The 8,690-nt window shown below is 55.7% G+C and carries 4 protein-coding genes; 1 reads left to right on the plus strand and 3 read right to left on the minus strand.

All coding sequences use genetic code 11. The features are described from left to right. Positions 1–28 precede the first annotated feature (28 nt). Positions 29–763, plus strand: a complete 735-nt coding sequence (locus ACQ4M4_RS13265; protein ID WP_430684964.1) for a DUF3153 domain-containing protein — start codon at positions 29–31, stop codon at positions 761–763. On the opposite strand, the gene ACQ4M4_RS13270 is transcribed toward ACQ4M4_RS13265, so the two are convergent. The 3 genes from ACQ4M4_RS13270 to ACQ4M4_RS13280 form a co-directional block, all read right to left on the minus strand. Continuing rightward, on the minus strand, positions 729–4,322 hold the full coding sequence (locus ACQ4M4_RS13270; protein WP_430684965.1) for a hypothetical protein: 3,594 nt from the start codon (positions 4,320–4,322) through the stop codon (positions 729–731). The two genes, ACQ4M4_RS13265 and ACQ4M4_RS13270, sit on opposite strands and share 35 nt — an antisense overlap. Beyond that, the gene (locus ACQ4M4_RS13275) at positions 4,282–7,977 is read right to left on the minus strand and encodes a hypothetical protein (RefSeq protein WP_430684966.1); all 3,696 of its coding nucleotides are present in this window, start codon (positions 7,975–7,977) and stop codon (positions 4,282–4,284) included. The genes ACQ4M4_RS13270 and ACQ4M4_RS13275 overlap by 41 nt, the downstream gene beginning before the upstream one ends. A gap of 354 nt (positions 7,978–8,331) precedes the next feature. Beyond that, the coding region (locus ACQ4M4_RS13280) for a hypothetical protein (RefSeq protein WP_430684967.1) at positions 8,332–8,690 on the minus strand (359 nt) is incomplete at its 5' end.

The raw sequence follows: 8,690 nt of genomic DNA on the forward strand, positions 1-8,690 counted from the left end.
GACTCCCGATTCCCTACTCCCTCCCTACATGAAACGCCTCCTCTCCCTCCTCTTCATTCTGGTCGCCCTATTCGGCCTGTCGGGCTGCATTCGTTACGATGTGGGCATCAACTACGCAAGCCAAACCCATGGGGAAATTGTGCAGCGCATTCGGGTGGGGCAGCCCATTGCCAATCGGGGAGATAGTCAGGCTAAGGTGTGGTTGACGACGCTAGAGCAGCGGGCTAAAAAACTGGGTGGGCGCATTCGTCGGCCCAATCAGCAGGAGTTGGTGGTCACGATTCCGTTTAACAACGGTAGTGAACTTACCCAAAAGTTCAATCAATTTTTTGCTGCGCTATCGGACGAGGATGCAGGTGAGGAAAGCGGTGTTGCGGTGCCAGAGATCGCCTCGAAGCTGAGCCTGCGTGAAAGTAATTTGCTGTTGGTGGAGCGCAATCGCCTGGTCTATGACGTGGATTTGCGATCGCTTGGGGTGTTGTCGCCAGATGGGACGGTGCTGGTCAGCCCAGGAGCATTGTTAGAGATGGAGTTTAGCCTGAATACGCCGTGGGGTGGGCGATCGCTGGATGATAGCCTGATTCCCAAAATCGATCGATTGGGGCGGCGGTTCACCTGGACGCTCAAAGCGGGGGAGACCAACCACATCGAAGCAATTTTTTGGATTCCCAGCCCATTGGGAATTGGCACCGCAGTCATTGTGGGGTTGGTGGCGTTGGGGGCTGGGTTTAAGGCTCAGCTATCACGCCAAGCTCCAGTGTAATGGGCAGCGCCTCGCTCAGAGTTTGGTGACTTGTTGACAGGATGGTGTCGAGATAGCGACGCAGGATGGCCCACTGTTGCGGATTGGGGCGATAGGTTTGATCTCCCTCTCGCAAAAACAGGGGAGCTGCCAGCAGGGCCTTGTAGTCGGGGTTTTGCTGCGACTCTAGGGTGAGCAGGTAGCCATCGCGTTCGGCGGGGATCAGACCCGGTGGCAAGTGCCCTTCGAGCAGCGCCAAAATATGAGGCTGACATTGCTGCGTTTTGATGCCGCGCCGTTCCAAAATTTGCATCAAGCTGGGAACGGTGATGGGTGCATCGGGAAAGGCCCGCAGCAGTTCCATCAGCAAGAAGTAGTCGCTGTATTGGTGCCGTGCCAAATCCAAGACATGGGGATGCAATGGAGCGGCAGCGAGCCCATAGGCAACTCGGCTGCACACGGGCAAATGATGATCGCTGGGATGCGTGGGTGGGGCGTAGGTGTCTTGAATGATGGTGGCGTTGGGGAGCTTTTGCCGTAGCCAACGGGCGATCGCAGGGAGAGACGCTGTCCCCCCCGAGCAAATGACCTGGTTCACTCCTAGAACGGCGCTGCCTGCCTGGGTCAGGAGGGTGTTCAGTTCGCGATTGAGGCGTTGGATGTAGGGGAGCAGGACGCGGCTTCCCAAATCTTGCCGAGTGATGGTGATGGTTTGGCCGCCAATGATTAGGGTGATGCGTTCTTGCTGCTGGAGCGATAGCTTGAGGTAGCGGGCCGCTTCCAGCAAACTGGTGCCCACATCGGAACTGAGCAGTCGCCGCTGGAGTCGATAGCGATTGACCATGTCGGGATCGCCCACAATGGGGAGTGTCAACAGTTCCCATCGCATCATGCGCCAGGGATCGGCGATCGCCCCCAGGTCATTGGCAAAGGTGGGCTCGACAGCTGATGCGGTGGAGCGAGACGACTCGGGCGATTGCGGTTGGGCTGATTCGCCATGGCTTTGGTGGGCTTGCCGAATCCAGGCGGGATAAATGAGCTGACACAAAATGTCCTGGTCTAGGGCTTGGCCTCCATAGGAGAGCGATCGCGTCAAAATATCGCGGTGGGCCAACTGTTGTAGTTGGGTGGGCACATTGGCCAGAGCCAACTCCGTCGTTGTTGCTCCAGCATTGATGACCAGGGTATTGCCGCGCCAGCTTGCGCCAAACAGCTCGGGGCTTTGGCTCAAGCCAGCGGGTAAAGTTATGCTGCGTCCGTCGCCACTGGGCAATTCTGATAGCAACGTGGCGATCGACTCTTCAACAAAGTAAATTTGCTCAGGTTGGGCTACCAAACGGGCTGCCAGCAACGCCTCCCGCAGGTTGAAGGTGTAAGTGTCTGACCAGTTGGCGGGATAGCTCACCATGACTGCAGAGAGCTGCTGTAGAGCGGCTTGCAAAGCGCGCTCATCGAGCCCGACGGCTCCACATACGCGCTCCACAACATCTTGGTTGGCTGCGGGGGCAGGCACGGCGCAGGCCAGGGTGGCTAGCAGGACCCGAACTCCCTGCTGCAAGATACTCAGCGGCAATGGTTGGGTATCTGTCCACTGAATTACAGGCTCCCAGCGCAATTCGCTCGGCAGATAGTACGATACGCCCGATCGCAAAAAGGGCTTAAAGCCTCGCAGAGTATTCAAATCTGCATCGGGTTGACGAGCGCCCATCGAGGGCAAGGTGACCCGGGCGGTGGCACTTTCCGCATCGATACGTACGACTTCAAACGGGAGGCAGAAGGTTTTGTTGGAGGTGGCGGGTCGATTGGCCAGGGCATTGCTGCGATTGATCGCCAGCCAGTAAATCGGAAACAGCTCGCAGGTATCGCGATTGAGCAGCACAGCCGAAATGCCGGTGGTGCCCACATCAATTCCCAAATACCAGCGCTTGAGGTCGGGCATGGAGGGGGGCCGACCCGATGGAGTAACCGCCTCCAGCGATAGATCTTCTTCCAGCGGATCGGGCAGGACGGGCAGCACATCGTCCAAATCTTCTTCTGCTAGGCGCAGCATCGACAGGCTATCGTCTTCAACTTCGGCTAGCTCTTGAAACTGCTCCAAAATCTCGTCTAGTTCTGAGTCAATGACGTCGGGAACGTCTGACTCGAATTCGGAGTCGAGATCGGGGGCATACAGGCTGGGGCGATCGCCCTCATCCTCAAAACTGTCGAGCCCGGATGGCATATCCTCCAGCAGCTCTGGAGCGAGATTTGAAAACAGGTCAAACGCTGCCGATCGCTCAAAGTCACGGTTTTCTGGCTCGGACTCTGGATCGTTGGTTGCCAGCAATGCATCCTCAGAGGCGCGATCGCCCAACTCTGTTGCTGAATCTGGCTCATCACCTGAGTCTGGAATGGGTTCTGCTAGGTTCCCCAATCGATCATCCGACTCTGTGCCTGGTTCCTCATTGGGCAGTCCAGGCGGATGGGATGTTGAACCCAAGATTTCGTTCAAATCCTCTAAGGTCAAGCTTTGTGTAAAAGCTTCCGGATCAGGGGTATCAGACGAAGCTGGTTCCGAGCGTTCACAATTCTCAAGGTCGCTCGAGTCCTCCATTGTGGCTGACGCGTCTAGCTCCATTGGCTCAGCGGGTTCCTGAGCCTCTTCAAGGGGCGCAATCGGCGGTAGCGCTTCTGGCGGAGGAGGGCCTGCTGGCTCAGCTTGCCACTCGGTCGCGAGGTCTCCTAAGGTGGGCTCCTCAGACGTTACCAACTCGGGTGGCGGTGGCGGTACAGCCGCCATGACCTCGTCTTCTGTGGCCAACCCAAAATCTGCCGCCAAGTCATCTGGCGTGAGTTCTGTATCCAACGCCAGATCAGACTGCAACGCCAGATCAGGCTGTAGCTCATCATCAGGTGCCTCTAAGTCTTGGCGGTCGGCTTCCTGAGGGGATGCTGCCTGAAACACTGCCTCATTGGTTGGCTGGGGCTCTAGCTCTGGTTCTGGTTCTGGCTCTAGCTCAAACTCGCCCGTGAGAGCAGCAGCAAGGTCGGCAACGGTAGGCGGCGAAGGTTGGGAAGGACTCTCCTCGGTCGTCCCAAAATCAGAGAACAGATCATCAACGGATGGAGAGGACGCTGCGGACTGCTCCTCCTCTGGAGATGGCGCGAGGGGAAATTCTGGCTGGTATTCGCTTGTGAGCGCTGCCGTGAGATCGCCGACGGTGAGTTGAGGGGTCTGGGATGAAACGGCCTCTGCTGCACCAAAGTCAGGAAATAGTTCATCAACAGGTGCGCTAGAGGGTAGACCGGGAAGCGGCTGGGCGAGGTCGTTGGCAAAATCCAGCACGGTATCGGCGGGCTTGTTGGAACCTGAGGAAAAATCCACGGGCGCGATCGCCTCGCTGCCAATGCTGTAGGCATCGAGATCGGTGGAAAGGTCGGCAAGGGTTAGGTCGATGCGGTCCTTGGGTTCCACATTGGGTGCTGCTGGACGCGCCACATCAAACGATGCCGACAAATCATCCAATGTGTCGGCTACAAAATTGGTGCGATCGCCCGACTCATCGGCGGCGCTTGTTTCGTTCGGCGAGACCGCCGCCAAATCCGCGCGGCTTATTGCGGGTAGGTTCTTTTTTTTTTCCCTCGTCTTCGGGTGAGACGGGGGGCATGGTAGAACCGAATGCACCGGCCTCAGCTTCAAGCGGGGAAGAGCTGGGCGGTGGTGAACTGTTGAGGTCGCTGTTTGGGGTTGTATTGGCTGTTTTAGCGGTTGCTTCGGGGGTTGAGTCTGCTTCCAGAGGCTCTGCTTCTAGAGGCTGTGACTTGGGAGAGGATAGTGGCTCAATGGGTGGCAAATCTTCGAACAGACTGCCCAATCCCTCAAGGGTGAATGTATTGGAGGATGGTGGCGAAGCTGGTTCTGCGATCGCCTCATCATCTTCGGTATCTTCGGCAAAGGAAAGCGCAAACTCTTCGAGCGATGCATCAGCAGATTCGCCCGACAAGAATGCAAAGGTATCGGCCTCGCTTTCGCTTTCAGCAAATTGTGCTGCAAGGCGAGACAGATTGCTACCAGCAGCTGGCGGGGGGACAGGCGTAGTGGCTAGCGGCTCATCCGATAATAAATCTGCGAGTTCGTCTAGGGATAGAGCCGCAGTGGGTTCTTCTAGGCTAGAAGGTGCGATCGCCTCTGGTGTTTCAACTGCTTCAATCCCTGGTTCATCTTCGGCTGCCAAGGGGTTGACTTCATCGGAAACCTCCAACAGCTCGATATCGGTAGGGTTAGAAACCGAGTCTGTTTCATCAACATCGAACAGTTCCACATTGTCAAATAGCCCTTCGAGATCGGAAGGAGGTGTCAGCGTGTGGGTTGGATCAACCAGATCTTCTTCAAAAACGGTTTCGTCAAACAGATCTGTATCTAACGAGTCTGTATCTAACGGATGGGTGTCGAATGGGTCGGTATCCGCCAGGGATGCATCGTCTAACTGTAACCCCGGCTCATCGGTGTCAAAGGTCAGCTCGTCGAGGGTGAGTGCTGTTTGGGAAGAGTCCAACTCGGCTGGAAAATCGGCTGGCTCTGTGACTGTTTCTGCAGCGGGTTCTGTGGGTTCAATGGGAGCGATCGCCTCCGAGGTTTCAGCATTGACCTGCACATCAGTCACAGAAGACTCGGAGCTGGCAGGCGAAACCGGAAATGGGGCTAGCTCGCTCAAATCAAGCGTTCGTTCGTCATCAATGGCGGGGGATGGTGGGGAAAATGGTTCGGCAAACCCAAAGTCCAAGTCAGTTTCGTCGCTGATGTCCATGGGCGGCCATTCTTCCATGCCATCGGGCAGCACATCTTCCGGCATGACAGCTTCGGTAGATAGCGGCAAGCTCAAATCAGTGTTTGGGCTGACATTTTCTGCATCTAGGACAAGCGGAATATCTGCGAACTCAGGAGACGCCTCTTGGGTTGGGTTGGGTTCTGGTACTAGCTGCTCGGCTGGCTCAGGCGATACCGGGGTGTCTGCTTCGGCAGCATCGGCCACCGCACCTTCGGTTTCTAATCTGGAGAGGTCGGCGGTTAGCTGTTGCAATGTTTCGGATGCAATCTCAAAATCGACGGGAGCCTCAACCGCTTGCTCCTCGGTGACCAGCAAATCTTCGTCGGGAGATGCGGCAATGTAGCTCTCTTCATCCTGGCGATCGCTCGTGGTAGGCAGAGAGAGCGATCGCTCCTGCTCCGTCAGCGTGATCAAATCGGTCAGCGAAGTAATGGTTTCAATTGGGCGCGTGCCGCCAGCAAACGCGGCGGCTGTATCGAGGAGCAATGTCTCGTCGTCACTGGCTTCGGGAACAGGTTCATCGAACAACACCTGCTCAAACGATTGAGGGGCAGCACCCGGTTCCTGCAAAGCTGGGTCGGCAGCAGGACTGGCTTCGATGATGGCTGAAGGCTCCTCGGGGCTGTCGGCCTCTAGCTCTGACAGATCGGCTAAACCAGAAAACAGCTCCCGCTCAAGATCGAGATCCGCTTCCTGCCCAATTTCGGCTTCGAGATGGCTGATGTGGGTTACATCTGTAGCGGCTTCATCGGCGATCGCAGGATGACTTGAGGCGGGCTGATCAGAGAAAACTCCTGCATCCGCAGCGCTTTCATCCTCAACTGGCAGCTCATCCAAAAAGTCGGCCCCTAAGTCGGCTCCGCCATCGGCGACGTGAGAGTCGACGGGTGGCTCTGCCAAATCCACCGCTTCCAGGCCCACATCCAGTCCAAACAAGCTGTTGTACAGCTCGTCAACCTCATCGATTTCTTCGGCAACAGGGGGCTTGGCCTCCGTAACGGATGCTTCTACGTCAATGGTTTCGGGCAACGGTTCCAGCTGTGCCGCCTCGCGACCCATGGTGAGTCCTGTCGTGATTTGATCGAGCAGATCTAAGCTGTTGTCAAAATCACCCAGCTCAATGTCAAACCCATCATCGGATGCAGTCGCTCGCTGAGCCAAAATATCTTCGTTAATTTGAAAAACCGTGAGATCTTCATCGTTGGGCATGATGAGCCGCGACTCATCTACCTGAAAAATGGTGAGGTCTTCATCGCCCTCAGTCATGGGCGAAGTCGATAGGTCTAAGGCATCCCAATCAAACTCAGGTTCTGCCTGGGGCCTGGGGGCTGCGGCAGGTGGGACTGATCGGCTGGATGGCTTGGAAAGCTCGGCAAAATCGGCCAGATCATCTTCCAAATCTGGCTGAATGACGGTGGAACTGGTGAGTTCGTTGAGCAAGACATCAATTTCGTCGAGTTCGTCATCGGAAATAAGCTCGGCGATCGCATCGGGTTCTGGCGGTGTGGGCACGTTGGCGGTAGCTCCGGGCGTGAGCTGGTTGGGCTCGCGCCATTCAGCTGCATTCATCGACGACTGCAAATAGTTCGAGGCTTCTTGCCCAAGCTGTTGCGCCAGCCGATCGATCAGCGTGCTGAACATCGCTTCACCCTGTTGGCCCAGGCTGTGCATTTTGTCGAGGCCCTGGCCCAACGAGTCTTGATACGTTTGAATATTGCGCTGAAGTGAGTCGAAAATGACGCGCAGGGTGCTGTCTAGTTTGAGCAGCAGTTGATCAGACTGAGCCTGAATTTGCTGAAGCTGCGCTAACCGCTCTGCCGGAGACAGGCTGGCTTGTTCGGCAGCAGCCCAACTGCTGGGAAAAGGATCGCCCGGTAGTAGAGGCTGGGACTCGCTGGTGGATTGGCTCAGCGCAGTCTGGCTTGGCAAATTGCCAATGGTTTGCATGACCTGACTGCTGAGGTTGTCCTGTAGCCGTGTCATCAACGTTTGTAGAAAATCGTTGATGAGTTGCTGCTGGTTCACGGTTTGGCCGGGTAGGGCATATTGCTGGCGCTGGGCTTCTAATTCACGCACTTCCCGCAGCAAATTTTCGCGCTGCTGACGCAACAGCTCCACATCATTCCGCATGGGCTGCATCACGTTTAGCCGCAAGTAGCTCATCTCTTGCAGCACCGCTTGCAAAACCTGCTGCGCCGACTCAACAGAAACATTGGCCTGAGCAGGGGCAGATGGTGTGGTGGTGGCGATCGCTTGAGACTGCTGCTGTTGCTGAAGCGATCGCAAGTAATTGCGGGTCTGCTCTAAAACTTGACGCTGTTGCTCGGTTTCTGCGCCCCCAAACCAAGGCAATCGAGGGCCGGTCTTGCTCAACACCGCATCTATACTATTCAGCAATTCTTGAATCTGTGCTTGTTGAGAAGTCACCTGACGGAGTTCCTACGACGATAGCGTGCCAATGTATGCAGCTGCGTGGGCGCAACTTGAAAGACAGCGCTGCACGAACTGAAGTGATGGGCAACCCATCATTACCCAATGGTTGAAGAAGAGCTGCGGCCACTGCCTAAATATTAATTTAGATTTCTGAGAGTGTTCGCGATTTTCAGAACTCGCAGCTGGTTTTCTTCAAAAAGGCGGAGGGAGCGGGTTTGACCAGGCTGAGCAGCGAGGCTAGGTGCTCAATCGAGGCAGATTGGATCATTGGTGAGCCAAAAAAAGAGCCTTTCACCATCTTCATAAACTTGTATGCCCATGTTGAGGAACAAAGTTTCACCTGTTCTGTCAAGAATTGTTTGATAAAACAGCAACCTGGGAGGTTATCCGTTGAGCCGTAAAATTCTTGAACCAGGGCAAGCCAATAAAGATTGCTGCGGCCTCGCTCCAGCTCAGATCGGGCCTTTTATCAAAGCTGTGATTGCAGTATGGAATGGAGTTCAAAACGTTGGTCACGATCAAGTTCTTCCAAAAACAAATCCAGGACTGCCGCAATCGAATGATGGTTGGAACGATAAGCGCTTCAACCATCATTGCAATCCCCTGGTTTTTCGGATGCAGGGCGTAAGTCCTGAGATCTTTACTGGACTCACGCATTGGTGTTGTGGGGGGGGGGGGGATCTCCCCACCCCACACCACAAACACGA

Source organism: Leptolyngbya sp. AN02str (genome assembly GCF_050565595.1).
Taxonomy (GTDB): domain Bacteria; phylum Cyanobacteriota; class Cyanobacteriia; order Elainellales; family Elainellaceae; genus Kaiparowitsia.